This window comes from Nonomuraea sp. NPDC050643 (assembly GCF_040654715.1).
Lineage (GTDB): Bacteria > Actinomycetota > Actinomycetes > Streptosporangiales > Streptosporangiaceae > Nonomuraea.
In genome coordinates, this window is sequence record NZ_JBFAIM010000054.1 from 64,743 (window position 1) to 90,181 (window position 25,439).

The window sequence follows — 25,439 nt, forward strand, 5'->3', positions numbered from 1 at the left end:
CGTGATGGATCAGTTACTCTGCGTTGAATGTTGGGCGTTCTTTCGCGAGGAAGGCTCGGGTCGCGTTCTGATGGTCGCGGGTAGCGACGCATACGTCCTGAATGTCGGCCTCCATGGCCAGCGAGTCGGGCAGCGAGTGCGTCGCGGCATAGGTCAGCGCCCGCTTGGTGGCGGCGTAGGCCAGGGTCGGGCCCTGCGCGAGGCGCACCGCCAGCTCCCGCGCGGTCTTCAGCACGTCGTCCGGAGGCACCACACGCGTCACCACGCCCAGCTCCAGCGCGCGGGCGGCGTCGATCGGCTCGCCGAGCAGCATCAGCTCGGCGGCCCTGCCCTGGCCCACCAGGCGCTGCAACGTCCACGACGCGCCCGAGTCGGGCGCCAGGCCGATGCCGGAGAACGCCAGCGCGAACTTGGCCTTCTCCGAGGCCACCCGCAGGTCGCAGGCGAAGGCCAGCGAGGCGCCCGCGCCCGCCGCCACGCCGTTGACCGCGGCCACCACCGGCTTGTCCATGGTGGTGATGAGCTCCACGATCGGGTTGTAGTGCTCGCGCACGGTGCCCGCCAGGCCGCGGCCCGCCTCCAGGTTGGCGGCGTGCTCACGCAGGTCCTGGCCCGCGCAGAAGGCCCGGCCCGAGCCGGTGAGCAGGACGGCCCTGACCGCCGGGTCGCCCGACGCGCGGCGCAGCGCGGCGAGGAGGGCCTGCTTGGTCTCGGCGGTCAGCGAGTTCATCGCGTCGGGACGGTCGAGCGTGATGGTGGCGACGGCGTCGGCCACGTCATAGCGGATCAAAGCAACTCCCTGTCGACGAACGCGGCGGCTGCGGGCAGCAGCCGGGTGGCCTCCTGCTCGAAGTAGGCCCTGGCCTTCTCGCCCGGCCAGCCCGCGGGCAGCAGCTCGGGCGGCAGGCCGGGGTCGCGGAACAGGAAGTTGCGCCAGCCGTGCACCAGCCTGCTCCGCGTGGCGAACACCTGGTCGGCCGGCGCCCCTTCGGGCAGCGTGCTGATCAGCGTGACAGCCTCGGCGTGCCAGAGCTCATACGCCTCGCCGATCGCGGCCAGATCCCAGGCCCTGGCGACCAGCTCACGCGGGTCGCCCTCCAGCGCCGCGTCGAACCTGTCGGCGCGCACCCCTTCGCTCTCGAGCAGGTTGTCCAGCTCGATCGAGGAACGCGGGCCGATCCAGGTGGTCTCCGACAGCGACGCGTAGCCCAGGAACGTCAGGTCGGCACGCAGCCGCTCCCTGCGTGGCCGCTCCTTGACCGGCTCGAAAACGATCAGATGCCAGCGGCCGTGCCAGGTCAGCGTTCCGGCTCGGTAAATTCTCAGCGCGGCCTCATCCAGGCGCCTGACACACTTCGGCGTCAGCCCGTAGCCCGCCCCCTGGGGGAGCCGCAGCGGGCGCAGCCATCCCTGCCTGACCATGCGCGAAACCGCCGTGCGCACGGCGGGAGCGGCTATTTCCAGGGGTTTCATCAGCCTGACGAGCGAGGCGACGGACGCCTGCCCGCCGCGCGAGCGCAGGTGGTCTCCATAGAGATCGAACAGAGCGGCGCGAGCGTGCACGAAGTCCAGTTTGGACGTCATCGCACGCCTCGACAACGCATTCTGGGAGGAGATCGTTACCCATGAGGGCTCTCGATGCGGGAGAATAGGACATCACAGAAGACGTGAATGCGCCGACCACCCCTCACGGGCGGTCGGAAATCGCGGGCCGCGGGAGCCCAAGGCAGGAAGGGATGCACGCATGGCGGCGATGAAGCCGCGGACCGGCGATGGTCCGCTCGAGGTCACCAAGGAAGGGCGCGGCATTGTCATGCGGGTCCCCCTGGAGGGTGGCGGCCGGCTCGTCGTGGAGATCTCCGCCGACGAGGCAAAGGCGCTCGGTGAGGCGTTGAAGAACGTCGTCGGCTGAGCGCTCCCGAGAGACAACTTTGATTCACGACCCTGGCGTGGTCCGGCGCCAGGGTCGCTGACGTTCTAGGAGGCAATCCGTGCCCATTGAGACCACTGCGACGGTGGTCGCCGAGGTTCCCGACGACCCTGAGCTGCTGGCCGTACCCTATGCCTCCGACCTGCGCCCGGCGCACGCGGTCGAACTCCACCTGCCGGTGTCCGACCTGCTGGCGCACTACGAGGCCAAAGGGGAGGCCGGGGAGATCGTCGAGGTCCCCGTGGCACGGGCCGGCGGCGTGGGCCGCGTGCTGCTGTACGGGGTGGGCGACGGCTCTCCCCGTGCCCTGCGCAAGGCCGCCGCGGCGCTCACCAGGAAGGTCAAGGGCAAGGACACGCTGACCGTGGTCGTGCCCGACGGCGACGCGGCCGCGTTCGTGGAGGCGGCGCTGCTGGCGGCCTACTCGTTCAAGATCGGCAACGCCGGCAAGAAGGCGGTCCGGACGCTGGCGTTCACCGGCGCCGGCGAGGAGGAGCTGCGCCGCGCCCGCACCGTGGCGCAGGCGGTGGCGCTCGCCCGCGACCTGGCCAACACGCCCTCCTCCGTCAAGAACCCCGCCTGGCTCGCCGAGCGGGCCGCCGAGACCGGCCTGCCCGTCAAGGTGTGGGACGAGGAGCGGCTGCAGGCCGACGGGTTCGGCGGCATCCTCGCCGTCGGACGCGGCTCGGTCAGCCCGCCCCGGCTCATCCAGCTCTCCTACACGCCCGACGAGCCCGCCGAGCGGCACGTGGTGCTGGTGGGCAAGGGCATCACGTTCGACTCGGGCGGGCTGTCGCTCAAGCCGACCGAGAACATGAAGACCCAGAAGACCGACATGGCGGGCGGCGCGGTGGTCATCGCCGTCCTGGCCGCGCTGGCCGAGCTGCGCGCACCCGTACGCGTCACCGGGCTGGTCGCCGCCGCCGAGAACATGCCGTCGGGCACCGCCCAGCGGCCCAGCGACGTCATCAAGCACTACGGCGGCCGCACGGTCGAGGTGCTCAACACCGACGCCGAGGGCCGTCTCGTGCTGGCCGACGCGCTCGCCTACGCCGACGCCGAGCTCGGCCCCGACGCCGTGGTCGACATCGCCACCCTGACCGGGGCGATCACCGTGGCGCTCGGACGCAACGTCGGCGCCGTGTTCGCCTCCGACGACCTGCTGGCCGAGCAGCTCGTGGAGGCGGGGCAGGCCAGCGACGACCGGCTGTGGCGAATGCCGCTGATCGAGGACTACACGCCGGCGCTGGAGTCGCCGATCGCCGACCTGGCCAACGTGGAGAGCGGGTCGCGGTTCGGCGCGGGGTCGATCACCGCGGCGCTGTTCCTGCGCGAGTTCGCGGGGAAGCGGCCGTGGGCGCACCTCGACATCGCCGGTGTCGGGCGCAGCACCGTGGACGACGGCACGCTCAGCAAGGGCGCCACCGGGTTCGGTGTACGCGTGCTCCTGGAGTGGCTGACCCGGGTTTAGCCGGGTCCACCCGGGCTCGGCCGGCTGCTCCGGGCTTGACCGGCTGGAGCGGCCGGCGGGCTCGGGAGCTAGTCGGCGATCTTGACGGCGGCCAGCAGGCCGTCGCCGAGGGGCATGAGCACCGAGCGCAGGCGCTCGTCCGACTGCACCAGCTTGCCCACCTCGCGCAGCGCCACCGTGTCGTTGTCGCGCTGCGCGGGGTCGGCCACGCGGTTGTGCCACAGCATGTTGTCGAAGGCCACGATGCCGCCCACACGCAGCAGGCGGACGGCCTCGGCCAGGTAGTCGGCGTATTCCTGCTTGGCGCCGTCGGCGAACACCATGTCGTAGCCGCCGTCGGACAGCCGCGGCAGCACGTCGAGCGCCCGGCCCGAGATCAACCGCACCCGCCCGCCGGAGAAGCCCGCCTCCGCGAACGCCTGCCGGGCCAGCCGCTGGTGCTCGGGCTCGACGTCGACGCTCGTCAGAGTGCCGTCCGTACGCATGCCGCGCAGCAGCCACAGGCCCGAGACCCCGCAGCCCGTGCCGATCTCGACGACGGACTTGGCGTTGACGGCGGTGGCGAGGAAGCACAGCGCCGCCCCACCGCCGGGAAGGATGGGCGTGGCTCCCATTTCGAGCCCGCGCTGCCGCGCCGTGTGCAGGAGCTCGTCCTCGTGATGGAACTGCTCCGCATAGGCCAGAGTGGCCTCCACCGGACTGGTCATCGGCCTCCTCCTCCCACTTTCGTGCGATTGGTTCGCAATGGTGGCAACCGGTCGCACAAGGTATACGCGCGATTGGCAACGATCGCAGCCTAGGGGAGACACGCCGGGACGGGAACTCAGGCGGGTCCCAAGGCGTTGCAGGTTTAAACGGGCTTTGCCGGTCCGGAAGGCAGGCAGTGCGCACGAAGGGACGAAACCAGGCACTATGGCGGTAGCGGTGGTCCCAAAGAGAGGAGTTCTGGTGGACGAAAGCGACCACCAGACGGATACTCCCGTGTCGTCTGACTGGACTCCTCCCACATGGGAGGAAGTGGTGCGGACACACTCCGCACGCGTATATCGGCTGGCTTACCGGCTGACCGGCAACGTTCACGACGCCGAAGACCTGACACAGGAGGTCTTCGTCCGGGTGTTCAGGTCGTTGTCGAGCTACACCCCCGGCACGTTCGAGGGGTGGCTGCACCGGATCACGACCAACCTGTTCCTCGACATGGCGCGGCGCAAGCAGCGCATCAGGTTCGAGGGGCTGGCCGACGACGCCGCGGAGCGGCTGCGCGGCCGTGAGCCGTCTCCGGCGCAGGCGTTCGACGACGCTCATCTGGAGCCCGACATCCAGGCCGCCCTCGACGCACTCGCCCCCGAGTTCCGGGCCGCGATCGTGCTGTGTGACATCGAGGGCCTTTCTTACGAGGAGATCGCGGCCACGCTCGGCGTCAAGCTGGGTACGGTCCGAAGCCGTATTCACCGAGGCCGGGCGCAGTTGCGGGAGGCGCTCGACCATCGGGCCCCCCGTAATTCTCAACTCCCCCCGACCGTGATCCGTGGGGAGGAAATCTGATATGGCTCATCTGGGAGAACGCGTTTCGGCGCTTGTCGACGGAGAGCTCAACCACACCGAGCGTGAGCGCGCGCTCGCGCATCTGACCTTCTGTGCTGACTGCAGGCGAGAGGTCGAGTCGATGCGGGCGCTGAAGTCGCGCCTGCGCTCGCTCGACACGCCGGCGATGCCGGCCGACCTGACGATGTCCCTGCTCCGGATGGCGGAGCCGGGCGGGCCACTCCCGCCGAGGGAGCGCCCTTTTCCCTCCCGCACGTTCGGGGGAGTGCCCATACCTGGGCCACACACCATCGCCCCTCTGGACAACCGCCCGCGCAGGGACGCCACCGGTGGGGCCTCGGGCCCTGGGCGGGGTGGTAGGCGGCGCTCGGCCTACGTCGCGGTCGGCATGGTCTCCGCGGCCGTCGCGATCGGCACCTTCTTCGCCGCCACGGGCGTCGGGCAGAGCAATCCCGCGCCGCCGGTTGAACTGTTCCAGCAGCAGGCTCGTAACTCGCCTACGAACGCACCTTCGACCTCCACACCTTGACTCCGGATATGCCGGTGGCCTCGGGTTGGCGTAGTTGACGTTGCGCTGGGCATACGATCTGGGTTCGGGATTTGTCACAAGCAAGTCCTGACAAAAGCTTTATGACCCTCGTATGCCGCAAGAGCGAGGATTGCGGTGGCCGAGCCAAGGAGTGGTGAGACTTAGATGACCGACGAGACGCGCCCCACCGAAGGACGCACGACGTCGGACTCCCCCGAGCCACAGGGGCGGCCGGACTTCCTGCCCGCGGATGACTTGTCAGAGCAGCACGGCAGGCGGCCCGAGCCGCCCGCCTCGTTCGGCACCTCTTGGGGCGACCCGTCGGGCCGCCCGGAGATCTTCGGCGCGCCACCGTACGAGAGCCGCTCGTACGACGGCCCGCCCCGCCAGGACAACCCTTCCCAGACGGGCCCCCAATACGGCGCCCCCTCGTTCGGCGCCCCCGACGGGGGCACGCGTACCTACGACGCCCCCTCGTTCGGGGCCCCCGACTCGGCCGGACGCTCCTATGACCCGCCTTCGTTCGGGGCCCCCGACGGGGGCACGCGCTCTTTCGACGGGCCCTCGTTCGGTACTCCCGACGGGGGCACCCGTTCGTACGGGGAGCCCTCGTTCGGTGCGCCGGACTCGGCCGGCCGCTCCTACGACAGCCCCTCGTTCGGCTCGCCCGACAGCGGGGGCACGCGCGCTTACGACAGCCCGTTCTTCGGTTCCCCTGACGGGGGCGCGCGGGCGTACGACGGGCCCTCGTTCGGCGGGCAGCCCTCCTACGGAGGCGGAACCCAGCCACCGCCACCGCCACGTCAGGCGCTCGGCATGGGCGCGGGCTGGGCGCCGCCGCCACCGGGCGCGCAGGCCGCGGCGCGGCGCGGTCCCAGCACCGGCTTCCTGGTCGCGCTGGCGGTGGTCGTCGCCCTGGTGGCCTCCCTGCTCGGCAGCGTCGGCACCTACCTGCTCACCAAGCCCAGCTCCAGCACCAACGACCCGTCCTACAGCCTCGGCCCGCTCCCGTCCGGCGCCACCAACCGCGCGCCCGACTCGGTGGCGGGCGTGGCCTCGCGGGTGCTGCCCAGCGTGGTCTCGCTGGAGGTCGGCAACGGCAGCAACACCGAAGGCGCGTCGGGGTCCGGCTTCCTGATCAAGAACGGCTACGTGGTGACCAACAACCACGTCGTCGCCCTGGCCGCCAAGGGCGGCGAGATCCGGATCATGTTCAACAACCGCAAGACCACCTCGGCCCGCATCGTGGGCCGCGACCCGGGCTCCGACCTGGCCGTGGTCAAGCCGGAAGAGACGTTCGGCACGCCGGAGATCACCCTGGGCAACTCCGACCAGGTCGTGGTCGGCGACCCGGTCATCGCGATCGGCTCGCCGCTGGGTCTGACCGGCACGGTGACGACCGGCATCGTCAGCTCGCTCAACCGCCCGGTCATCGCGGGCGACGACACCGGCACGAGCGCGGAGGAGCCGGCCTACATCAGCGCGATCCAGACGGACGCCGCCATCAACCCGGGCAACTCGGGTGGGCCGCTGGTGAACGGCCGGGGCGAGGTCGTGGGGGTGAACTCGGCGATCGCCACGCTGGGCCGCTCGATGAGCAGCCAGAGCGGGAGCATCGGCCTGGGCTTCGCGATCCCGGTCAACCAGACGCGGCGCGTGGCCGAAGAGCTGATCACCACCGGCAAGGCCAAGCGCCCCAAGATCGGCATCGTCCTGGACAAGGACTACCGGGGGCAGGGCGTCAAGATCGCGACCGAGCCTGCGGGTGGTCAGCAGCCGGTGGACTCGAACGGGCCGGCGGGGAAGGCGGGCCTGAAGGCCGGCGACGTGATCATGGAGATCGACGGGCTGACGCTGCAGGACGGGAACGAGCTGATCGCCCTGATCCGCAGCAAGGCGCCCGGCTCCAAGATCACCATCAAGTACCAGCGCGACGGCCAGGAACGCACCGCCACCCTCACCGTGACCGCCGACAACGAGCCCACCCCGTCCCCGTCCTGATCGCCGCTTTCGCAGCTCCACGCCGGTGGGCGCCCTTCAACCAGCCCATCCTTTACGGCTCCGCGTCGGTGGGCGCCACTCACCGACGCGGGTGACCGCCCTTCCAGGGAAACGCTCCCCAGCCTCCCCGGCGAACCACCGCTACGACCGGGTCAGGCCGTCTGGGTGGCGATTCGTGGGCCGGGGGCTACGAGGCTTCGGGCTCGGCCCCCGCCGGGTGGGGTGTTGAAGCCGGGTTCGGTCGGCTGGGCCGTGGTTCGGGGATCGGGCTTGCAAGCTTCGCGTGGGTGCCAGGACCGGGTTCGGCCCTCCGGGTGGTGATTCGGCGGCCGGGAATGCCGGACCCCAGACTCGGACCCGTGCGTGGGGTGGGGTGTTGCGGGCGTTGGTGATATGACCGAGGGGGACGACCGACCTACCCTTGAGAGCCCTTAGTCTGTGGATAGGCCGGGGTTGTCCTCGGAGAGGTTGGACTGCGGTAGGAGCTCACGGTGTTCGGACTCGGGTGGATGGAGATCGGAGCGCTGATCGTGATCGCGCTGCTCGTCTTCGGTCCCGACAAACTGCCTCAGGCGGCTTCACAGGCGGGCAGGACGCTGCGCAACCTGCGCCGGATGGCGAACAGCGCACGTGATGACCTGCGCAGCGGTCTCGGCCCGGAGTTCTCCAACTTCGACCCCGCCGACCTCAACCCGCGCAACTTCGTGCGCAAGCACCTTCTCGACGACCTCGAGGACGACTGGAGCAACAACAAGTCGCGGGAGCTCGAACCGGCCACCACGGCGCCCTACGTGCCTGAGCCGGTGGACGAGCTCAGCTACGGGGAATTGCCGCCCTACGACTCAGAAGCCACCTGAGAGCCCTCACACGCCCGCCAACGGCCAAACCACGCTCAAGGGCACACCACCCCTAAGGCCGGCCATTCATCGCCGCCCGCTCGTCTCCGTGCGGATCGGTCGCGCTACTTTGCGCGGACGGCTTCGGGCGTTGCCGTGTTGCCCTGCGCGGACGGGGGTGGGTTGCTGAGCGTCGTTGCTCGGACAGGTCGTGCGTCGGCGCTTCCCAAGCGGGCCGCGTGCCGCCGGGCTTCTCTGGGCGGGCTGGCCGTGTCGCCGGTCTTGCCAGTTCCATCGCCGGGGCCCGGCTGGGTAACCGTCACCGGGTGCTCGGGACACGACCAGGTCCCTGCCTTGGCGCTCGACGACCATGCATGGGGGCGGCTTCGGCCCACGATTCACCACCCAGACGGCCCGGCCCGGTCGTAACGGTGGTTCGCCGGGGAGGCGGGGGAGCGTTTCCCTGGAAGGGCGGACAGCCGCGTCGGTGGGTGGCGCCCACCGACGCGGAGCCGTAAGGGATGGGTTGGTTGAAGAGGCGCCCATCGGCGTGGAGCCGTGAAGATGGGCTGGTTGAAGAGACCGTAAGGGAGCCGGTTAGCGGCGGGGGGCGAGGCCGAGTTGGAGGCCCTTCAGGCTGGAGGAGCGGCGGCTCAGGCCTGCCGCGATGTTGCGGAGTTCGGCCGCCGCCGGGGCGTCCGGCTCGGTCAGGACCAGGGGTTTGCCCTCGTCGCCGCCCTCGCGCAGTCGCATGTCGATCGGCACCTGCCCGAGCAGCGGCACCCGGGCCCCCAGCGTACGGGTCAGGGCGTCGGCGACCGTCTGGCCGCCGCCCTCGCCGAAGACCGGGATGCGCTCGTCGCAGTGCGGGCACGGCAGCCACGCCATGTTCTCGATGACCCCCGCGATCTGCTGGTGCGTCTGGGCCGCGATCGAGCCGGCTCGTTCGGCCACCTCCGCCGCCGCCATCTGCGGGGTCGTCACGACGAGGAGCTCCGCCGACGGCAGGCGCTGCGCCACCGAGATCGCGATGTCGCCGGTGCCGGGCGGCAGGTCGAGCAGGAGGACGTCGAGGTCGCCCCAGTAGACGTCGGCCAGGAACTGGTGGAGCGCCCGGTCGAGCATCGGGCCGCGCCAGACCACCGGCGTGTTGCCTTCGGGCTTGAACATCCCGACCGAGATGACCTTGATGTCGTGGGCCACCGGCGGCATGATCATGTCTTCGACCTTGGTGGGCCGCTCGGCGGCGCCCAGCATGCGCGGAATGCTGTGGCCGTAGATGTCGGCGTCGACGATGCCGACCTTGAGGCCGCTGGCGGCCATCGCGGCGGCCAGGTTGACCGTCACCGAGGACTTGCCGACGCCGCCCTTGCCGCTGGCCACCGCGAACACGCGGGTCAGCGAGCCCGGCTGGTTGAACGGGATCTCCTTCTCGGGGCCGCGATTGCCCCGCAGCTTGGTCTGCAGGACCTTGCGCTGCTCGGTGCTCATCACGTCGAGTTCGATGCCGACGTCCGTCACACCCTCGATCTTGGAGACGGCGTTCTTCACGTCGCGGGTGATGGTGTCCTTCATCGGACATCCGGCCACGGTGAGGAAGACGCCTACGCGCACCGCCCCGTCGGGAGCGATCTCGATGCTCTTGACCATGTCGAGATCGGTGATGGGCCGACGGATCTCGGGGTCGATGACGGTGGACAGAGCCGCCGTCACCTGTTCCTGGGTGGGTGCAGTCATCGAAGTCTCGGCACGAGGGAGTGCCGTCCCTCCTTTGTCGGTATATGTGTGACAGGCGCTGGACGCCAGTGAGGATGCCCCTCCATCGTATGAACCGAAGGCCTCGCTGAGTTAATCCGTGCTGTTAGATGTCTGTGCAACAACGTCCTAAGGTTACTCCGTGACTCTCCTGCGCGACGAGGGCCTGACCGCCGAGGAGCTGACGGTCTGGCGTATGTTGCAGCGTGCCCAGGTGCGCATCACCCGCCACCTGGAGGCGGAGCTGCTCGTCACACATGATCTGGCGCTGGCCTCGTACGAGGTGCTCATGCAACTGGCGGAGAGTCCCGGGCGGCGGCTGCGGATGAACGACCTGGCGGACCGGGTCCTGCTCTCCCGCAGCGGCCTGACCAGGCTCATCGACCGGCTGCAGCGTGACGGGCTGGTCGCGCGGGAGGCGTGCGCCGACGACGCCCGCGGGCTGTTCGCGGTGCTGACGGAGCCCGGCGCGGCGAGGCTGGCCGAGGCCACGCCGACCTATCTGCGCGGCATCAGGGCGCAGTTCCTCGACCTGCTGGGCGCCGGCGAGATCGGTCAGATCCGGGCGATGCTCGCCAAGCTCGACCTCACCGGCGATCCTTGAGCTCGTCGAGCAGTTTGCCCAGCTCGGAGCGCAGGTAGTCGCGGGTGGCCACGTCGTTCAGCGCCAGGCGGAGCCCGGCGATCTCGCGGGTCAGATATTCGATCTCGGCCTGGTTGCGCTCGGCGCTCTCGCGGTCCTGCTCGTACTGGACGCGGTCGCGGTCGTCCTGCCGGTTCTGGGCCAGCAGGATCAGCGGCGCGGCGTAGCTGGCCTGCAGCGACAGCATCAGCGTGAGGAAGATGAACGGGTAGGGGTCGAACTTGAGATGCTCGGGCGCCACCACGTTCCAGATCACCCAGACCGCCACGAACACGCTCATGTAGACGATGAACCGGGCGGTGCCGAGGAACCGGGCGATCTGCTCGGAGAGGCGGCCGAACGCCTCCGGGTCGTAGTGCGGGCGCAGCGATCGGCGCAGGGCGCGCGGCTGGTCGAGTCGTTCAGTGGTCACGGTCGTCCGCTCTCTCCCGCCAGTCCTCGGGCAGCAGGTGGTCGAGCACGTCGTCCACCGTCACCGCGCCGACGAGCCGGCCGAGCTCGTCCGTGACCGGGGCGGCGAGCAGGTTGTAGTGGGCCAGGTAGTAGGTGACCTCGCGCAGCGTGAACTCCGGCCTGATCGCGTCGATCGAGGGGTCTATCACGCCGCCGAGCAGTGTCGAGGGCGGCTCCCGCAGCAGCCGCTGGAAGTGCGCCACCCCCAGGTACGTGCCCGTCGGCGTCTCGGTCGGCGGCCTGGACACGTAGACCTGGGCGGCCAAGGCGGGCGTCAGGTCGTGTTGCCTGATGTGGGCCAGCGCCTCGGCGACCGTGGCGCTGGGCGGCAGGATCACCGGCTCGCTGGTCATCACGCCGCCCGCGCTGTCTTCCGGGTAGGTCAGCAGCCGCCGCACCGGCGCCGCCTCCCCGGGCTCCATCAGCGCCAGCAGCGTGGCCGCCTGCTCCTCCGGCAGGTCGTGCAGCAGGTCGGCGGCGTCGTCGGGGCCCATCTCCTCCAGGACGTCGGCGGCCCGCTCCGGCTCCAGCGTGCCCAGGATGCCGATCTGGTCGTCGGGCGGCAGCTCCTCCAGCACGTCGGCCAGCCGGTCGTCGTTGAGGGCGCGGGCGATCTCGATGCGCCGCTTGCTCGGCAGCTCGTGCAGCGCGCTGGCCATGTCGGCGGCCCGCATCGACTCGAACGCGGCGATCAGCCCGGCGGCGCCCTGGTCCTTCTGCAGCGTGTCGAACCCGGAGACCTCGCCCCAGTCGACGGTGCGGGGCTCGCGCCGCCTGCCCTTGTAGACGGCGACCTTGGTGATCTCCCAGGTGGACGGCCTGGTCTCCTCCATGCCCACGTCGTAGACGGTCATGGGCTGGTCGCCGAGGCGTACGGACAGGTCGAGGATCTCGCCGATGACCAGGGTCTCGGTGGCGCGCTGCTCGAACCTGCGCATGTTGAGCCGCCCGGTGAAGACCACGGAGCCGGCCTCGATGCCGCGTACGCGGGTGATGGGCAGGAACACCCGGCGGCGCGGCTGGATCTCCACCACCAGGCCATGGACGACGGGCGGCCGGTTGAGGCGCAGCCCGACCACGACGTCCCTGACACGGCCGATCTGGTCGCCCGCGGGGTCGAAGACCGGGGTCCCCGGTAGCCGGGCCACGAAGATCTTCACGTGGTCAGGCTAACAGTGTCACCCCATTGCGCCCGAGACGCCCGACATGTCAGTATCAACCGCGCTTAACGGTAATTACTCGGCAGGTGGTGTGCGGTGAGGTATGCGGGACTCGTGCTCGCGTTCGTGTCCTCGTGGTGTTTCGCGTTCTCGGGGCCGATGGCCAAATACCTCATCGCGGCCGGGCTGGCGCCGATCGAGGCGGTCTGGACGCGCATGGCGGGCGCCGGGCTGCTGCTCGTCGCCGTGCTGGCCGTGCTGAAGCCGCGGGCGCTGCGGATCCCCAGGTCCAGGCTGCCCTTCTTCGGGCTGTACGCCGTCATGGCGGTGGCCGGGGTGCAGGCGCTCTACTTCGTGGCGATCACGCGGCTGCCGGTGGGGATCGCGTTGCTGCTGGAGTTCATGGCGCCGGTGATGGTGGTGGCCTGGGTGCGGTTCGTCCGCAAGGTACGGCTCGCGCGGGCCGCCTACATCGGCGCGGTCGTCGCCGTCGCGGGCCTCGCGATCGTCGTCGAGGCGTGGCAGGGGCTGCGGCTGGACGCGCTGGGGCTGCTGCTCGGGCTGCTGGCCGGAGCATGCTGCGCCGGATATTTCCTGATGAACGATAGCTTCGGCGACGACGTGGACCCGCTCGGCCTGATCGCCTGGGGCATGACGGGGGCGGCCGTCGTGCTGATCCCGTTCGCCCGGCCGTGGGACATCCCCTGGGCCGCCTTCACGCTCTCCGCCACGCCCGAGGGCGGGCAGACGTTGCCGGTGCTGGCCGCGTACCTGTGGATGGTGCTGGTCGCCACCGTGATCGCGTACATCCTGGGCGTCAACGCCGTGCGGCGGCTGTCGGCCGCGGTGGGCGCCACGGTGGCGTCGCTGGAGGTCATCGGCGGCGCGGTGGTGGCCTGGGCCCTGGTCGGTGAGACGCTCGGCGTGTTCCAGATCGTCGGCGGCCTGCTCGTGCTCTCCGGCGCGCTGCTCGCCCAGACGGCCACCGGCGGCGCTCAGCCGGAGGCCGTGCCGAAGCCTGACCCCCTGCTGGACCCCGTGCCGGAGCCTGCGCCGGGGCGGAGGCCTGAGCCGGAGGCCGACGCGGAGGCGGTCACGGCTCGGGGGTGAGACGCAGGACGGTGGACTCGCGGGCCCAGCGCTCGGTGAGGTGCTCGCTGTCGCGGGCGTTGAGCCGCTCCTTCGCCAGCGCCGCCACGGCGTCCGCCGACGCGGCCTGGTCGACCACCGAGACCGCCGCGTCGAAGTCCACCAGCTTGGCGCCGTTGTCCTTGCTGCGCAGCGTCACGCGGACGCGATCGAGCGCGTCGAGGCCGGGAAGGCGCTGCTCCTCGCCACCGGTGACGAGGTAGATCGCGCCGTCGTGCCAGGCGTGCCAGGCCAGGCGGGGGCGGTCGAGGGTGAGCCAGAGGACGCCCGACTTCTTGGCGCCCTCCTGGATGGCCGCGGTTCTGTCGGTCACAGATCAGACTGTACGCCGGGCCGATCCCGTTGTGCGGACATGCCGGTCCTCCTGCCCGCCCCGCCGCCGGGGTCGTGCGGCGCCGCCGGCCTCATCGCCCGCATCGAGGCGAGCGGCGTCCGACCGGAATATCTAAAGTGTCCGCATGCGCTCACGTCGTTCTGTGCTCGCCGTGCCCGGCAGCAACCCCCGGTTCCTGGAGAAGGCCCAGAGCCTGCCCGTCGACGAGGTCTTCCTCGACCTGGAGGACTCCGTCGCGCCGCTGGCCAAACAGGACGCGCGGGCGAACATCGTCACCGCGCTGCGCGCGGGCGACTGGTCGGGCAAGACGCGGGTGGTCCGGGTCAACGATCTGACCACGCAGTGGACGTACCGGGACGTGATCGAGGTCGTCGAGGGGGCGGGGGAGTTCCTCGACTGCGTGATGCTGCCCAAGGTGCAGGATTCCACCGAGGTCGTCTGGCTCGACACCCTGCTCACCCAGATCGAGAAGACCATGGGGTACGAGGTCGGCCGCATCGGCATCGAGGCCCAGATCGAGAACGCCAGGGGCCTGGTGAACGCCGACGCCATCGCCGGGTCGTCCCCGCGCCTGGAGACGCTCGTGTTCGGCCCGGCGGACTTCATGGCCTCGATCAACATGCGCACGCTCGTCGTCGGAGAGCAGCCGCCCGGCTACGTCGAGGGCGACGCTTACCACTACATCCTCATGCGGCTGCTCATGGCGGCCAGGATGCACGACCTCCAGGTCATCGACGGTCCCTACCTGCAGATCAAGGACGTCGAGGGGTTCAGGCGGGTGGCGCGACGGGCGGCGGCGCTCGGGTACGACGGCAAGTGGGTGCTGCATCCCTCCCAGGTGGACGCGGCCAACGAGGTGTTCTCGCCGGCCCAGGAGGATTATGACCACGCCGAGCTGATCTTGGAGGCGTACGAGTACTACACCTCGGTCGAGAAGCGCGGCGCGGTCATGCTCGGTGACGAGATGATCGACGAGGCCTCCAGGAAGATGGCGCTCGTCGTGGCCGCCAAGGGGCGGGCGGCCGGGCTGACACGGACGAAGAGCTTCACACCTTGAATCCGATGGCGGTGAAGAACCAGAACGACGACGTCAGCCAGAGGCCGATGAGCGCCGTGAAGGTCAGCCCGCCGAGCACCGGCAGCGTCCAGCCGGGGGTGTTCTGTTTGGGCAGCGCGAGCAGCTTCATGGTGAACACACCGTAGAAGAAGCAGCCGAGCAGCGAGTGGGCCAGCACCCGGGGCACGTCGTACTGCAGGCCCAGGGCGTACAGGCAGTGGAAGGCGACCGGGATCGTGAGCAGGAACGCCAGCCGTCCCGACCACCGGTGCACGGCGGGCGGGATGGTGATCCCGAGCCTGCCCCACATCGACAGGGCCGAGACCACCTGCACGATCGCCAGCACGAACGAGCCCGTCGTCAGCCACACCTTCATCGGCAGCGCCGCCGAGAAGCCGGCCACGCCGACCGCGAACCCGGTCGGCGTGTGCAGCCGCCCGTAGACCCCGAGCGCGAGCACCACGAGGCCGCCGATCAGCAGCGGGACCAGTAACGGGGTCAGGCTTCGGGAGGGCCGCTGGTGGATGGCGGTCATTGCATCTCCTCGATGAAGCCGTCGACGTCCTTCGGGTAGATGGTGGTGTCGTCGACACTCAGCGGGGCGGTGGGCTGCTCGCTGTCGAGCTGCGGGATGTTGAGCTGCTCCTCTCCGGCGAAGGCGGTGCCGACCTGCTGGTAACCGCCGTTCGGGTTCTTGATCACGATCCAGCCGGCCCGGAACTTGGCGCCTCTGACGATCGCCGTGGCACGGTAGAGGCCCGACGGCTTGACCACCGTGGGCGCGACGAAGTTCCAGCGCTTGCCGCCGACCGAGACCCAGCCCTCGGCCTGGCCGCCGCCCAGGTCGGCCGTGACCTTGGACGCGGCGTTGGCCACTCCCTTGAGGTTGAGCGTGCCGTCTGATTCGTTGCCCTTGAACCAGGCCTCGCTACGCCCGTCACAGAAGTAGCCGACGGCCTTGCCGTTCCTGATCGAGATGGCGATGAGCGCGCCGTTGCCCTTGACCCGGCCGCCGTAGTCGGCCTTGGCGGTCTTCTTCGGCTCCGTCTTCGTTGGCGAGGGCGCCGGGGCGGCGCTCGTCTCCTCGACGGAAGGGGCTTCGGCGGCGGTGTTGGCGGCCGTGTTCTCGGCCGCGGGTGCCGCGGTGATGCTGGCGACACCCAGCCCCACGGCGAGCACTGCACCCGCCGCGAGGGTGATGACAGGTCCCAGCCTTGACATGGACTGCTCCCAGGGTCGAAATGCCTACGCCACAGAGCATCCGCCTAAATGGGTGGACCGTCTGTGAACTAATGCTCATCAAGCGGACAGAATGGAGCCATGCAGGAGAATCCAGGGACACCATATCCGTACGGCACGCAGGCTGCCGGGTATCCGTACCCGCCGCAGCGGCCGCCCTGGTTCCTGCCGGCGCCTCAGGGCGCCCGTTACGACCATCTCGCGAGAAACGCCGTCGCCCGGCCGTGGCGGGCGATCGTCGGGACGCTCGTCATCGCCGGCGGGTTCTTCGCCATCGGCATCGTGGTCGTCTTCGCCTTCATGGCGCTGGCGTGGATCCTGGGCATCGATCCGCCGCTGGATCCCGTGACGTTCCTGCCCGAGGGCACCCCTCTGGGGCTGGCCATGACGCTGCTGTCCATCGCGCCCGTGCTCCTGCTCGTGTACGGCACGACGGCGCTCGTCCAGCGGCGCCGGCCGGGGACGCTCTCGTCGGTCGCCGGGCGGCTGCGCTGGTCGTGGATGGCGGGCTGCACCGGGGTGGCCGTGCTCGCGCTGGTGCTCGGGCAGGGCACGCAGTGGGCGGCCCTGACCGTGTCGGGCCTGGACGCCGACATGTTCGGCTGGATCGGGTGGGGGACCTTCCTGCCGCTGCTCATCGTGATCGTGCTGCTGGTGCCGTTCCAGGCGGCGGCCGAGGAGTACGTCTTCCGCGGCTGGTTCGTTCAGGCCGTCGGCGCGCACGTGCGCAATCCGATCTGGAGCATCCTCATCGGCTCCGCGCTGTTCGCGTCATTGCACGGCTACTCGTGGGCGGGGCTGGTGGACGTGTTCACGTTCGGGGCCGTCATGGCGTGGCTGACGGTGCGTACGGGCGGGCTGGAGGCGGCGATCGGGCTGCACGTCATGAACAACCTGGTGGCCTTCGGGGTCAGCGCCGCCGCCGGGACCCTGGAGGATTCGCTCGACCAGGCCAAGGTGGCGGTGCCGTGGCAGGCGTTGGCGGGAACCGTGGTGCAGCTCGGTGTGTATGCGTTTGGTGTGATGTATCTAGCTAAAAAGCGGTCAATCAGCAACATTTCTGCATAAAACCGGCACGAGGTGCCGGGAATCTCGCTAGAGAGGTCTCGCTATTCCGGCCCAAGCATGCTGGTCTGGATGCTGTGGGGATGGCGAGGGTTTCCCGGAGGTGATCATTTCCGTCCGGCGGGTACGAGGCGCGTGTGATACTTCACCCGGAAAGCGTATGGAGCCCGAAACAAGCACATAAACGTGGACCACCTTTCTGGAACGGTCCGTCACTGTGACCGAGATCCACCTGTACGTCTAGTTCGACTAGGAGGTACGGCGCGTGGCCTCCGGCCCCAGCGAACCGCTACGGCGACCGCCGGGTGACGACGACCCGCATCCTGAGGGCACGTCGGAACCACAATCTTCCGCAGAGCCCAGGATCAGCCATTCACCGCCCGGTCCCACCGACGACCGGGCACGAGGGCTACCTCTGACCTCTCCCTGGGGCATGCCGCCGTTCGCCGCTCCGCTCGCGGACGACGAGCCGCAGGAGCTGCCCAAGGGGCGCAGGCCGTACAGCTCGCCCACGGCCGAGCCCGAGATCGAGCCTCGCCGCCGGCCCCGCCGCATCGTCAACCGCCCCGACAAGCTGGTCGCCGGCGGTGTCCTCCACCCCGGCGCACAGAGGCCCGAGCCTTCCTCCGAGACGCAAACCCCAGGAGCCCGGCCCGAGACCGAGGCCCCAGGAAGTCCCGAGTTCCGGCCTGGGACGGAGGCCGCGCCGGCCGCTCACACGGACGCCGACATCGGCGCTGACGCCGACACCGTCGTGACCGAAGCCGAAAGGGAGCGCGAGCCGGAGTCCGAGCGGGAGCGGGAGTTCGAGCGGGAGCTGGAGCCCGAGCGGGAGCGGGAGCGGGAGTCCGAGCGCGAGCCGGCGCCCGAGGAGAGCGCGCCCGCGCGGGACACCCGCACGCCCCCGTACCGCCTGGTCTACCCCGTCGAGGAACGCGCCGCGGCGCGGGACGAGGAGCCGCCTCCCCCGAGTCCGGAGGAGCCCGGCACGCAGGACGAGGGCGAGGAGCGGCGCGTCGGGCGGCCCCCGGCCGGGCGGCCCACCAGGCCCGATCTCCTGGTCGCCACCGGCACGGCCCGCCCCCAGGGCGCGAGCGGCCGGCACCACAGGGGCCCGGCGCCCGCCGCCGTCCGCAGGTCCAGCCCCGTGCACCGGGGCAGCAGGGCCGTCCCCGTCGTCCTGACCGTGGCCGCCGCCGTGCTGGTGGCCACCGGCGTGCTGGTGTGGCAGTGGAACGACAACGAGGCCACGGGCCTGCGCCTCGCGGCCGGCACCGGCCGTTCGGGCGACGACCTGTTCACCGTCCCCGCCGCGGGCGACGGCACCAACCAGAAGCTCAACGACATGACCTCGGTGGGCCGCTCCGTCGTGGCGGTCGGCAGCGACACCACGAGCCCGACCCCTCGCCCGCTCTTCCTGTTCTCCCCTGACGGAGGCAAGAAGTGGCAGCTCGGCCAGGTGAACGGCGCCTCCACGCCCACGGTGCGGCGCGTGGTCGGCGGCAAGGGCCGCTGGCTGGCCAGCGGCGGCGACGGGGGCTCCGAGCGCGGCCTGTGGACCAGCACCGACGGGTTCACCTGGACGGCCGTCGAGGAGTCGGGACTGGCCGCGTTCAGGGCCGGCGACACCATTCAGGACATCGCGCGGACGGCCTCCGGATTCGTCGCCGTCGGCCGTACGGCAGGGGAGGACGGCGGTTCCGGACCGGCGGCCTGGCGCTCCGGCGACGGCAGGAGCTGGGAGCGCGTCGAGACCAGGGGGCTGGAAGTACGGGAGTTCAGGGCCGTGGTCGCCAAGGGCGACACGGTCGTGGCCATCGGGGTCCCCGCGGACGGCGAGGGATCGCGGGTGCTCCGTTCGGCCGACGGCGGCCGAAACTGGCAGGCGACCGGCTTCCAGCTCCCCGAGGCCGACCCGCGGGCGGGCACGCTGGCCGTGCTGCCCAAGCGGTTCGTGCTGGTGCCCACGCGCAAGCGCACGATCGAGGGCGACGTACGCGTCTACTGCTCCCCGACGGGGGCGCAGTGGGCGCAGTGCGGCTCGATCGGCGGGCTCAGCGGTGCCAGCGTCGGCGTGGAGTCGCTGATCTCGTACCCGACGGGGGTGGCGGCGATCACCCAGGCCGGCCTCGGCCGCTACTCGGTGCTGACCACCACCGACGGGGAGGGCTGGAACAAGCGGGCCGACCTCGGCGACCTGCCGGGGGCGACGCTGCGCGGGTTCACGATCTCCGACGGCGGCACCCTGTTCGCCGGCGGCGACCAGGCGGCCTCCGACGTCGACAACCAGCTCGTGCTCATGTCCGCGCCCCCGCGCGGCGCCGCATCGCGCGTGCAGCTCGGCCGGGTCGAGGGCCTGAGCAGGATCGCCCGCGAGACGAACGCGCTGAGCAGCTTCGGCGGCCGGTACGTCGCCGTCGGCTCGGCCTCGGGCGACGCCGGCCTCTGGACGATCAAGAACTGGCAGAGCTGGAAGTCCATGAGCCTGGGCGGCGCCGGAAGGCAGTCGCTCGAGGACGTGGCCCACGGCTCCCGCGGCTGGCTGGCCGTCGGCGTCACCGAGACGGGCGTCGGCGTCACCGACCCCCTCCTCGTCACCTCCGACGACGGCGAGAGCTGGAAGCGGGTGAACATCACCGGCGACCTGGCCCGCGACGCCGACGACCCCTCGCTGGAGACGCACGTGGTGACGGCGGGCAAGGAGGGGTACGTGGTGGCGGGCGAGTCCAGGGACCCGGCGGGCTCGGTCGGCGCCGCCATGTGGTTCACGCCCGACATGCGGAAGTTCACCCGGTCGGAGAAGCTGCCGCAGGGCGGCTCCGGGGTGCGGATCCACGACGCGGTGGCCGTGCCGGACGGGTACGTGGCGGTGGGCGGCTCGGGCGGCGCCGACCAGGAGAGCAGCGTGGTGTGGTTCTCGGAGGACGGCGTGAACTGGAGTGCGCGCAAGCGGGTGGTCCCGCCGGACGCCACGTCGGCCGGCCTACGACGGATAACGATTTATCAGGACAAGCTGGTCGCCATGGGCACGGCCTTGACCGGCGGCGCCCGGCACGCGTTCGCGGCGGTCTCCGACGACGACGGCCAGACCTGGCAGACGGCCTGGCTGCCGGCGGACGAGGCGGCGGCGGTGTACGACCTGGCGGCGGCGAAGGAGGGGCTGGTGGCCGTCGGCTGGCACGGCGTGCCCGGCGAGGGCGACAGCGCGGCCTGGACCTCGCAGGACGGGCTGGCGTGGAACCGCATGGCGCTGACCAAGGACCGCCTGGCCGGGCAGGGGACGCAGTGGCTGTCGGCGGTGGCCGTGGAGGGGTCGGAGGTCGTGGCGCTCGGGCGGTCCACGACGTACAGCGCCGACCACCTGATCCTGTGGACCTCCAGCCTGACGTCGAACAGGTAGGGAGGCAGGTAGGGAGGCAGGTAGGGAGGGAGGCGGTCAGCGCGCGGGCAGCACGCCCCACTCCGTCAGGGACTCCAGCAGGCCCTCCGTCAGCGGGAGGCGTACCAGGTCGTCGATGGGGCACCAGCGCACGTCGGCGGCGTCGTCACCGGCCACCGGCGTGCCCTCGGACGCGGTGGCCAGGTAGTCGCGGATCACGTACGTGCTCCCGCCGGGCCCCGGGCGGTCCACCGTGCCGGCCAGAGCGCCCACCTCCACCCGCAGCCCCGTCTCCTCCAGCACCTCGCGGCGCACCCCGTCGGCGTCCGTCTCCCCGGGCTCCAGCCGGCCACCGGGGATGGACCACAGACCCACGCCGGGCGGGCGGCCGCGTTTGATGAGCAGAAGTCGGTCAGAGGCGTCGAAAATGATCGCGCCGACACAATTTACGCGCACATGACCAAGATTACGACCGGATAACGAGGAGCGGTCTTGACGTGGCCGTGCCGGAGAAAGCACCGTGGGTAGTTGTGAGAGCGGCTCCAACCTGCCCTCGGTGTTTCGGCCCGCTTCACGGGCCGAGCGCCTGGTCGAGTGCGTATCGATGCGGCACGCACGGAGATGTCCTGCCGTACCAGCCTCCGTGGCCGCCGACCAGCACCGCGCTCGAGGCGATGCGCAAGAGTTCCGTCGTGCCCGTGTGGCTGCCCTGGCCGTTGCCGGTCGGCTGGCTGGTGACCGGCTTCGCCGAGGTGGGCGACCAGCGCACCGGCGCCCGCGCGAGCGTGGTCGCGCTGACCGGCCCGTCGCTGATGGAAGGGCCGGCCGACCTGCTGGTCATCGCGGAGGAGCCGGGCATCGGGCTCGGCGCGGCGTTCTCGGGGCTCGACGGCCCCGATCCCGGCGAGGGGTTCGACTCGGGCCCGCCCAACGCCAAGATCTCCGTGCTCGGCCATCCCACCGCGCTGTGGTGCGTCGACGGCGAGGACGACCGGGCCGTTTATGCGGGCGAGGCGATGGGCAACTGGCTGTGGGCCATCGCCTGGCCGGCCGACGCCGGCTGCATGATCGCGCTGGCCGAGCTGTCGCTGCTCGACGTCCGTGATCACGAGCTGGATGTGCCTTTCGGGGCGTTCTCTCCCAGACTCGAGGATTAGGACGCGCGAACGCGATTCGCGCTGTCATGCAGACGGGCTAGAGTTCGGAGGCGTGACAGCGCGTATCGAGCGAGTGGTGACCGAGGGCGTCGTCGACATCGACGGCACCGAGCACAAGGTCGAGAACAACACCTGGATCGTCGGTGACGACGACGAAGTGATCGTCATCGACCCGGCGCGTGACGCCGAGAAGATCCTGGAGCAGGTCGGCGAGCGGGAGGTGCTGGCCGTCATCTGCACGGCGGGCCTGCCCGACCACGTCGGGGCCGCCATCGAGGTGGCCAGCCGAGACGAGGCCGTGGTCGCCCTGCATCCCAAGGACAAGCCCCTGTGGCGCGAGACCTGGCGCGAGACCTGGCCCGACATCGACATGGAGGACGACGGCATCTTCGGTGTCGCCGACGTCCAGCTCGATGTCATGGAGACGCCCGGTGTCTCGCCCGGCGGTGTGTCGCTCTATTGCGAGGCGCTCGGGGCCGTGTTCACCGGTAAGGCCCTGCAGGCCGACGGCCCCGGCAAGCTGGGCGGCGAATACCCCGCCCTGGCCGACCAGCTCACCTCGATCGGCGGGCGGCTGTTCACGCTGCCCGGCGACACGCGGGTGCTGGCCGCCCACGGTGACGAGGTCACGGTCGGCGACCTGGAGCCGCACTTCGACGACTGGGTGTCCGGTTCGCTCACCCGGATCGACACCGAAGGCGGCGACGCCGACGAGGGCCCGCTGACCGACGGCACGCGGATCTCGGGGATCAAGCTCAACCCGGGCGACGACTAAACCGGTGAACGCGGACCAGCTTCCGCTGGAGGGGATGCCGCGGCGGCTCTATTCGTGCACGCCGTCGCGGTTGAACGCCTGGCTCGACTGCCGTCGCCGCTACCGGTTCTCCTACCTCGACCGGCCGCAGCCTGCCAAGGGCCCCGCGTGGGCGCACAACAGCGTCGGGGCGAGCGTGCACAACGCGCTGGCCGGCTGGTGGCGGGAGCCGTACGAACGCAGGACTCCGCTGACGGCCTCCATCCTGGTCACGAACGGGTGGATCACCGAGGGGTTCAAGGACGCCGAGCAGTCGACGCGCTGGCTGGGTCGCGCCCGCGACCTCGTTTCCGGATATGTCGCGACTTTAGATCCGTCGGACGATCCGGTCGGCGTCGAGCGCACGGTCGCCACCCGCACCAAGGTCGTCGCCCTGTCCGGCCGCATCGACCGGCTCGACCGGCGCGGTGACGAGCTGGTCGTGGTCGACTACAAGACCGGCCGCCGCCCGCTCACCCAGGACGACGCCCGCTCCTCGCTCGCCCTGGCCGTGTACGCCATCGCCGCCTCCACGATGATGCGCACGCCCTGCCGTACGGTCGAGCTGCACCACCTGCCCACCGGCGAGATCGTCGAGTGGCGGCACACCGACGAGTCCCTCGCCCGGCACCTGCGCCGCGCCGAGGAGGTCGCCACGGAGGCGGGGGAGGCCGACGAGCGCTACAAGGAGCTCGTGGCCGCGCCGCGCGGCACCCGCCGGGGCACCGGCGACCGGCCCGCCGACGTGCCCGCCGAGATCGACGAGCTGTTCGCGCCCACCGTCGGGCCGATCTGCTCGTGGTGCGACTTCCGCCGCCACTGCCCGCAGGGCCAGGCGGCGGGGCCCGAGCGTCAGCCTTGGGACGGTTTGGCCGAGTAATGGTTATGGACGATATGTGACACGCGTGGGCCGATTACCGGCGGCGGTGGCGCTGGGTTCGCTGTTCAACCCACTGAACTCGTCCATGATCGCCGTCGCGCTGGCCCACATCGAGGCCGAGTTCGACGTCGGGATCGCGGCGGTCACCTGGCTGGCCGCCGGGTTCTACCTGACCGGGATCGTGGCGCCGCCGCTGATGGGCACGCTGGCCGACAGGTTCGGGCCCCGGCTGGTGTTCTGCGGCGGGCTGGTGACGATGGCGGTCACCGGCGTGCTGGCCGCGCTGGCGCCGACGTATCCGGCGCTGGTGGTCGTGCGGCTGTTGCAGGCGTTCGGGAGTTGCGCGACGATGCCGGCCGGGATGGCGATCATCCAGGCCGTCATGCCCGGCGGCGACGGCCGGCCGCCGCCCCGCGTGATCGCGACGATCTCGATGGTGCTCACCGGCAGCGCCGCCGCCGGTCCCGTGCTGGGCGGGTTCCTGATCTCGGTGTGGGGATGGCGGGCGATCTTCCTGGTCAACGTGCCGCTCGCGGCGGTCGCGCTCGCCGTGGCGCTGCGGTGGCTGCCCAAGGTGCGCGTGGACGGGGCCCGCGGGGCGCGGCTGCCCCGGCTCAGCCCCGGGCTGCTGGCCACCTGCGGCCAGTTCGCGCTCACCAACGTCGCCTTCTACCTCGCCTTCTTCGCGGTGCCGCTGTGGGCGCAGAGCACGGTCGGCATGCCCGCGCACGTCGCGGGGCTGCTCGTGCTGCCGCTGGCGGGGCTGGGCATCGTCATGACGCCCGTCGCGGTCGCGCTGGCCGCCCGCATGGGGATGCGCACGGTCCTGGTGTCGGGCGCGGCACTGCTGTTCGGGGGTTCCTGCGTGATGTTGACGGCGGCTTCCGTGGCGCCGGTGCTGGTGGCCTCGGCGCTGCTGGGGGTGGCCGCGGCGCTCGGCCAGTTCGCGCTGAACTCGCTGGTCTTCGTCCACGCCGACCGGCGCGACACGGGGGCGGCCGTCGGGATCTTCCAGGCGTCCAGGTACGTCGGCGCCGCCACCGCCTCCGCCCTGCTCGGAGCGCTGTTCGACCGGGCCGGCCTGTCCGGCGGCGGCTGGACGATGGCCGGGGTGTCGGCGGTGGTGCTGGTGGGGGCCCTGCTGCTGCCCGTCAGAGGGCCGGCCAGCGGCGGGGATCGGTCAGGCCCTTGAGCCCCTTGCGCACGTCGTAGCCCAGCGCGCCCAGCCGATCTCTGGACGCGTGCAGCATCCGCCTCGTGGCCGGCATGAACGCGTGGTCGTGCACCGGTTCGGGCAGCGAGTTCAGGGCCAGCCTGGCCGCCTTCAGCGCCGCGGTCACCACCGCTCCGGGGACTTCGGGCAGCGCGCCGTACATGCGCCTGGCCCAGCCCGGCAGCGTGTAGTAGCACAGCGCGCCGAAGGGGAAATAGGCGGGCTTGCCGGGGGACAGCATCCGCAACTCCCGGGGCAGCCGCGGCCACAGCAGGAATCGCACGGTCGAGGCCGCCTCGGGCGTCACACGCAGGCCGGGCCGCGCGCGCTTGAAGTAGGCGTCCATCTCCGCGCACGACCCCGGCACGTCGTCGAGGTGCAGGCCGACGTAGGTGGCGCTCTTGCGCTGCTCGCGGAGGTAGCGGTCGGCCTGGCGCTCGGTGAGCCCGAGCCCGCCGCGCCTGGCCACCTCCAGGTACGACGACACCTCCGCGCAGTGCACCCACAGCAGCAGCTCGGGGTCGTCCACCCGATGGGTGCGGCCGGTGTCGGGATCGTGGACGCGCAGCGCCTTGTGGATGCCCCTGACCCGCCTGCCGATCTCGTCGGCCTCCTCGGGGCTGCCGAACGTCACCCGGCCCACGAAGTCCGCCGTCCGGCGCAGCCGCCCGAACGGGTCCTCCTGGAAGTTGGAGTTCTGCCAGACGCCGCGCATGGCCAGGGGGTGCAGCGCCTGCAGCATGAGACCGCGTACGCCGCCCACCCACATCGACCGGTCGAGGTGCACCTGCCAGGTCGCGCTCTGCGGGGGCTGGACGACGATGTCTTCGATGCCCGTCATAGTAAGTAC

Annotated in this window: 26 protein-coding genes; 15 read left to right on the top strand and 11 right to left on the bottom strand. The window is 70.9% G+C overall.

Annotated elements, in window-relative coordinates; all coding sequences use genetic code 11:
* Positions 1-13: 13 nt before the first annotated feature.
* Both AB0I15_RS47320 and AB0I15_RS47325 read right to left on the bottom strand, forming a co-directional pair.
* Complete coding sequence (locus tag AB0I15_RS47320; RefSeq protein WP_358112153.1) at positions 14-790, bottom strand: enoyl-CoA hydratase-related protein; 777 nt, start codon at positions 788-790, stop codon at positions 14-16.
* Positions 787-1,584 carry a PaaX family transcriptional regulator C-terminal domain-containing protein gene (locus AB0I15_RS47325; RefSeq protein ID WP_358112156.1) on the bottom strand — a complete coding sequence of 266 codons (798 nt, stop codon included), beginning with the start codon at positions 1,582-1,584 and terminating at the stop codon, positions 787-789. The genes AB0I15_RS47320 and AB0I15_RS47325 overlap by 4 nt, the downstream gene beginning before the upstream one ends.
* Before the next feature lie 160 nt (positions 1,585-1,744).
* Here AB0I15_RS47325 and AB0I15_RS47330 point away from each other — a divergent pair, with 160 nt between their 5' ends.
* A complete protein-coding gene (locus tag AB0I15_RS47330; protein WP_020545024.1) occupies positions 1,745-1,912 on the top strand; it encodes a DUF3117 domain-containing protein in 168 nt (55 codons plus the stop codon).
* Positions 1,913-1,991: 79 nt separating this feature from the next.
* Positions 1,992-3,401 (top strand): leucyl aminopeptidase, encoded by a 1,410-nt coding sequence (locus AB0I15_RS47335; protein ID WP_358112159.1) that lies wholly within the window; start codon positions 1,992-1,994, stop codon positions 3,399-3,401.
* A gap of 68 nt (positions 3,402-3,469) precedes the next feature.
* On the opposite strand, the gene AB0I15_RS47340 is transcribed toward AB0I15_RS47335, so the two are convergent.
* Positions 3,470-4,108: an O-methyltransferase gene (locus tag AB0I15_RS47340; protein ID WP_358112162.1), complete on the bottom strand. Its 639-nt coding sequence runs from the start codon at positions 4,106-4,108 to the stop codon at positions 3,470-3,472.
* A 205-nt stretch (positions 4,109-4,313) separates the two neighbouring features.
* On the opposite strand from AB0I15_RS47340, the gene sigE reads away from it, so the two are divergent.
* From sigE to AB0I15_RS47360, 4 genes are all read left to right on the top strand, one after another.
* On the top strand, positions 4,314-4,946 hold the full coding sequence (gene sigE / locus AB0I15_RS47345) for an RNA polymerase sigma factor SigE (protein WP_358112165.1): 633 nt from the start codon (positions 4,314-4,316) through the stop codon (positions 4,944-4,946).
* Position 4,947: 1 nt separating this feature from the next.
* Positions 4,948-5,475 (top strand): zf-HC2 domain-containing protein, encoded by a 528-nt coding sequence (locus AB0I15_RS47350; RefSeq protein WP_358112168.1) that lies wholly within the window; start codon positions 4,948-4,950, stop codon positions 5,473-5,475.
* A 165-nt stretch (positions 5,476-5,640) separates the two neighbouring features.
* The gene (locus tag AB0I15_RS47355) at positions 5,641-7,476 is read left to right on the top strand and encodes a trypsin-like peptidase domain-containing protein (protein WP_358112171.1); all 1,836 of its coding nucleotides are present in this window, start codon (positions 5,641-5,643) and stop codon (positions 7,474-7,476) included.
* 491 nt (positions 7,477-7,967) lie between these two features.
* Complete coding sequence (locus tag AB0I15_RS47360) at positions 7,968-8,333, top strand: sec-independent translocase (protein ID WP_358112174.1); 366 nt, start codon at positions 7,968-7,970, stop codon at positions 8,331-8,333.
* 576 nt (positions 8,334-8,909) lie between these two features.
* Here AB0I15_RS47360 and AB0I15_RS47365 read toward each other — a convergent pair.
* A complete protein-coding gene (locus AB0I15_RS47365) occupies positions 8,910-10,049 on the bottom strand; it encodes an Mrp/NBP35 family ATP-binding protein (RefSeq protein WP_358112177.1) in 1,140 nt (379 codons plus the stop codon).
* 160 nt (positions 10,050-10,209) lie between these two features.
* Between AB0I15_RS47365 and AB0I15_RS47370 the strand changes: the two genes are divergently transcribed.
* The gene (locus tag AB0I15_RS47370) at positions 10,210-10,671 is read left to right on the top strand and encodes a MarR family transcriptional regulator (protein ID WP_358112180.1); all 462 of its coding nucleotides are present in this window, start codon (positions 10,210-10,212) and stop codon (positions 10,669-10,671) included.
* On the opposite strand, the gene AB0I15_RS47375 is transcribed toward AB0I15_RS47370, so the two are convergent.
* A complete protein-coding gene (locus AB0I15_RS47375) occupies positions 10,655-11,122 on the bottom strand; it encodes a DUF1003 domain-containing protein (protein ID WP_358112184.1) in 468 nt (155 codons plus the stop codon). The two genes, AB0I15_RS47370 and AB0I15_RS47375, sit on opposite strands and share 17 nt — an antisense overlap.
* The gene (locus AB0I15_RS47380; RefSeq protein WP_358112188.1) at positions 11,112-12,323 is read right to left on the bottom strand and encodes a CBS domain-containing protein; all 1,212 of its coding nucleotides are present in this window, start codon (positions 12,321-12,323) and stop codon (positions 11,112-11,114) included. The genes AB0I15_RS47375 and AB0I15_RS47380 overlap by 11 nt, the downstream gene beginning before the upstream one ends.
* Positions 12,324-12,419: 96 nt before the next feature.
* Here AB0I15_RS47380 and AB0I15_RS47385 point away from each other — a divergent pair, with 96 nt between their 5' ends.
* Positions 12,420-13,433, top strand: a complete 1,014-nt coding sequence (locus AB0I15_RS47385) for an EamA family transporter (RefSeq protein ID WP_358112191.1) — start codon at positions 12,420-12,422, stop codon at positions 13,431-13,433.
* Here the strand turns inward: AB0I15_RS47385 and AB0I15_RS47390 are convergent.
* Positions 13,417-13,785, bottom strand: a complete 369-nt coding sequence (locus AB0I15_RS47390) for a hypothetical protein (RefSeq protein ID WP_358112194.1) — start codon at positions 13,783-13,785, stop codon at positions 13,417-13,419. The genes AB0I15_RS47385 and AB0I15_RS47390 overlap by 17 nt on opposite strands.
* 145 nt (positions 13,786-13,930) lie before the next feature.
* Here AB0I15_RS47390 and AB0I15_RS47395 point away from each other — a divergent pair, with 145 nt between their 5' ends.
* Positions 13,931-14,863, top strand: a complete 933-nt coding sequence (locus tag AB0I15_RS47395; RefSeq protein WP_358112197.1) for a CoA ester lyase — start codon at positions 13,931-13,933, stop codon at positions 14,861-14,863.
* On the opposite strand, the gene AB0I15_RS47400 is transcribed toward AB0I15_RS47395, so the two are convergent.
* Positions 14,853-15,398, bottom strand: a complete 546-nt coding sequence (locus AB0I15_RS47400) for a DUF6529 family protein (protein ID WP_358112200.1) — start codon at positions 15,396-15,398, stop codon at positions 14,853-14,855. The two genes, AB0I15_RS47395 and AB0I15_RS47400, sit on opposite strands and share 11 nt — an antisense overlap.
* Positions 15,395-16,084: a hypothetical protein gene (locus tag AB0I15_RS47405; RefSeq protein ID WP_358112203.1), complete on the bottom strand. Its 690-nt coding sequence runs from the start codon at positions 16,082-16,084 to the stop codon at positions 15,395-15,397. The genes AB0I15_RS47400 and AB0I15_RS47405 overlap by 4 nt, the downstream gene beginning before the upstream one ends.
* Before the next feature lie 99 nt (positions 16,085-16,183).
* On the opposite strand from AB0I15_RS47405, the gene AB0I15_RS47410 reads away from it, so the two are divergent.
* Both AB0I15_RS47410 and AB0I15_RS47415 read left to right on the top strand, forming a co-directional pair.
* Positions 16,184-17,170, top strand: coding sequence for a type II CAAX endopeptidase family protein (locus AB0I15_RS47410; RefSeq protein WP_358112206.1), 987 nt, complete (start codon positions 16,184-16,186; stop codon positions 17,168-17,170).
* A 430-nt stretch (positions 17,171-17,600) separates the two neighbouring features.
* The gene (locus AB0I15_RS47415) at positions 17,601-20,567 is read left to right on the top strand and encodes a hypothetical protein (protein WP_358112209.1); all 2,967 of its coding nucleotides are present in this window, start codon (positions 17,601-17,603) and stop codon (positions 20,565-20,567) included.
* Positions 20,568-20,603: 36 nt separating this feature from the next.
* Here AB0I15_RS47415 and AB0I15_RS47420 read toward each other — a convergent pair whose 3' ends face one another.
* Positions 20,604-21,002 carry an NUDIX hydrolase gene (locus tag AB0I15_RS47420; RefSeq protein ID WP_358112212.1) on the bottom strand — a complete coding sequence of 133 codons (399 nt, stop codon included), beginning with the start codon at positions 21,000-21,002 and terminating at the stop codon, positions 20,604-20,606.
* Between the two features lie 74 nt (positions 21,003-21,076).
* Between AB0I15_RS47420 and AB0I15_RS47425 the strand changes: the two genes are divergently transcribed.
* From AB0I15_RS47425 to AB0I15_RS47440, 4 genes are read left to right on the top strand one after another with little or no spacing between them, the layout of a single operon-like run.
* Positions 21,077-21,703 carry a DUF6758 family protein gene (locus AB0I15_RS47425; RefSeq protein WP_358112215.1) on the top strand — a complete coding sequence of 209 codons (627 nt, stop codon included), beginning with the start codon at positions 21,077-21,079 and terminating at the stop codon, positions 21,701-21,703.
* A 52-nt stretch (positions 21,704-21,755) separates the two neighbouring features.
* Positions 21,756-22,478 carry an MBL fold metallo-hydrolase gene (locus AB0I15_RS47430; RefSeq protein WP_358112218.1) on the top strand — a complete coding sequence of 241 codons (723 nt, stop codon included), beginning with the start codon at positions 21,756-21,758 and terminating at the stop codon, positions 22,476-22,478.
* 4 nt (positions 22,479-22,482) lie between these two features.
* Positions 22,483-23,376, top strand: coding sequence for a PD-(D/E)XK nuclease family protein (locus AB0I15_RS47435; RefSeq protein WP_358112221.1), 894 nt, complete (start codon positions 22,483-22,485; stop codon positions 23,374-23,376).
* 25 nt (positions 23,377-23,401) lie between these two features.
* On the top strand, positions 23,402-24,568 hold the full coding sequence (locus AB0I15_RS47440) for an MFS transporter (protein ID WP_358112224.1): 1,167 nt from the start codon (positions 23,402-23,404) through the stop codon (positions 24,566-24,568).
* Here AB0I15_RS47440 and AB0I15_RS47445 read toward each other — a convergent pair.
* Complete coding sequence (locus tag AB0I15_RS47445) at positions 24,528-25,430, bottom strand: oxygenase MpaB family protein (RefSeq protein ID WP_358112227.1); 903 nt, start codon at positions 25,428-25,430, stop codon at positions 24,528-24,530. The genes AB0I15_RS47440 and AB0I15_RS47445 overlap by 41 nt on opposite strands.
* Positions 25,431-25,439: the final 9 nt, after the last annotated feature.

Coding starts and splice junctions, on each gene's coding strand:
- AB0I15_RS47395 (WP_358112197.1), top strand. CDS start 13,931: ATGCGCTCACGTCGTTCTGTGCTCGCCGTGCCCGGCAGCAACCCCCGG.
- AB0I15_RS47355 (WP_358112171.1), top strand. CDS start 5,641: ATGACCGACGAGACGCGCCCCACCGAAGGACGCACGACGTCGGACTCC.
- AB0I15_RS47400 (WP_358112200.1), bottom strand. CDS start 15,398: ATGACCGCCATCCACCAGCGGCCCTCCCGAAGCCTGACCCCGTTACTG.
- AB0I15_RS47325 (WP_358112156.1), bottom strand. CDS start 1,584: ATGACGTCCAAACTGGACTTCGTGCACGCTCGCGCCGCTCTGTTCGAT.
- AB0I15_RS47410 (WP_358112206.1), top strand. CDS start 16,184: ATGCAGGAGAATCCAGGGACACCATATCCGTACGGCACGCAGGCTGCC.
- AB0I15_RS47365 (WP_358112177.1), bottom strand. CDS start 10,049: ATGACTGCACCCACCCAGGAACAGGTGACGGCGGCTCTGTCCACCGTC.
- AB0I15_RS47405 (WP_358112203.1), bottom strand. CDS start 16,084: ATGTCAAGGCTGGGACCTGTCATCACCCTCGCGGCGGGTGCAGTGCTC.
- AB0I15_RS47445 (WP_358112227.1), bottom strand. CDS start 25,430: ATGACGGGCATCGAAGACATCGTCGTCCAGCCCCCGCAGAGCGCGACC.
- AB0I15_RS47340 (WP_358112162.1), bottom strand. CDS start 4,108: ATGACCAGTCCGGTGGAGGCCACTCTGGCCTATGCGGAGCAGTTCCAT.
- sigE (WP_358112165.1), top strand. CDS start 4,314: ATGGCGGTAGCGGTGGTCCCAAAGAGAGGAGTTCTGGTGGACGAAAGC.
- AB0I15_RS47350 (WP_358112168.1), top strand. CDS start 4,948: ATGGCTCATCTGGGAGAACGCGTTTCGGCGCTTGTCGACGGAGAGCTC.
- AB0I15_RS47330 (WP_020545024.1), top strand. CDS start 1,745: ATGGCGGCGATGAAGCCGCGGACCGGCGATGGTCCGCTCGAGGTCACC.
- AB0I15_RS47415 (WP_358112209.1), top strand. CDS start 17,601: ATGCCGCCGTTCGCCGCTCCGCTCGCGGACGACGAGCCGCAGGAGCTG.